The following is a 1,564-nucleotide window of genomic DNA, read 5'->3' on the forward strand; positions in this document are numbered from 1 at the left end:
GGGGATCATTTGCAGCGACTGCAGCCTCAAATTGCACGGCAATCACATGAAGTCTCCGATGCCACTTGAGGCGTCTTTCCGGCGCCGTATCTGGAACAGCCTCCCAAGAGGCTTGCATCGCCGCAACAGCTTGGGGCCAAGCACCAACGCGAGAGAGCAACTCCACTACTGCCCCAACCAGCATAAAGCGTCCAGTTCGTCGCTTAACCAATTTGACTAAGTCGTCGGCCCGCTGCAGAGCTACCGCTTCTGGAATTAGATGCACAAGGCTGCTGGCTTCCTCTTCACCGTGCTCGCTCAGTTCTAGATCATCGAGCGTGTGAATCACTAAGTCAGCAAAGTTTGAGGAAGCAGCGAGCGCTTTCCCCATTCGTGAGAGGTCACGGACGTGAAGATTGGCAGGTGCTGTCATCAAGAATTTGATGAAGAGACTGCCAAGACCGTACTGAAGCTGTTCAGAGGATGCGAACCGAGATACTTGTAAGCGAATGCACCGTATCAGAAAGTTGTGCTCATCCTTTTTGCCATTGTAGTAGGGGATGAGCTGCAACAGAGCCTCACCAGCACGTCGCTCTAGATGCTCTGGCAGATCGATGCTGGAAAGAGCGCTTACGGCCGCCTTGTGTACCATTACATACTGATCCAGCAACAACAGTACAAACGCTTCTAGTACAAGCTCAGGGAGATCGGAAATACGAGCTCTGCCTAGCTCTCCTAAAGCTTCACCTGCAGCTGCACGTTTACGAACTGAGGCTCCGACCAGCGATGAATAGAGAGGAGGTAGAACAACATTTAGTGTGGAGGGGCTATCAATTAGGCATGGAGTGGCTTTGATAATTGTGGAGCTCAGTCCATCGCTCTGTTCATCGATACTATTGAGGAATTCAACGTAAGACAGAACGAGCCGTTCATTTCCCTTCGCGGCTTTGGCAGCTATCAGCGCACATAAGTCGCGGAGTTGGTAGAGGGTAGTTACTGAATTCTGGGCCTCAAGGTACTCGTTGAAGTTGGCTGCTGGCGTGGCGTTTCGCTCCGCTTCAAAAGCTTCAACGCGAGCATCTAAAACAGCCGCTGTGCCGAGTAAAGCATCAATGTTCTGCTTTCCAGCTGCGACGATTTCATCTGGCTCGTTTCTAAACGCTTGAACAACGAGACGCAGAACCTTTTGATTTGTAGAAGTTCCTGCGAGGTTGAGAAGACGCCTCAGCACCACCACATACGCGGCAACGTCAGAGGACGTCATTGCGCCTCTACAGTCCTCAACGAGCCGTATTGAGTGCCGCGAAAGCTCTTCATATATCTGGGTTAAGCGCTCCTCGCCTTCAGAAGATGCGCTATCGAAAAACTCAGAGATTAATGCGTCGGTATTTTCAGGCGCAGCAAGGAGGGCCTCTACGACGATACGCCTTAGGTCGCCGCACACCATTCCAAGCTCTCGATCAGAAGGATCCTTTTCAAATAACAAGTGCGCACGGGCGAGCTTTGAAATCGTTGTCCTAGCAAAGCTGGGAAGCAGTCCAGCATCATCTCTGAACAGGACGTGCAAAGCGGCTACACCCAAACG

The 1,564-nt window shown here is 51.7% G+C and carries 1 protein-coding gene; it reads right to left on the bottom strand.

Going from position 1 to position 1,564, the window contains the following annotated elements:
- A partial coding sequence (locus OQK_RS30565) for a hypothetical protein (protein WP_038861518.1) occupies positions 1-1,564 on the bottom strand: 1,564 nt, incomplete at both ends.

Origin of the sequence: Pseudomonas sp. R62, from assembly GCF_000257605.1 — a bacterium.
GTDB classification, from domain to species: Bacteria; Pseudomonadota; Gammaproteobacteria; order Pseudomonadales; family Pseudomonadaceae; genus Aquipseudomonas; species Aquipseudomonas atacamensis.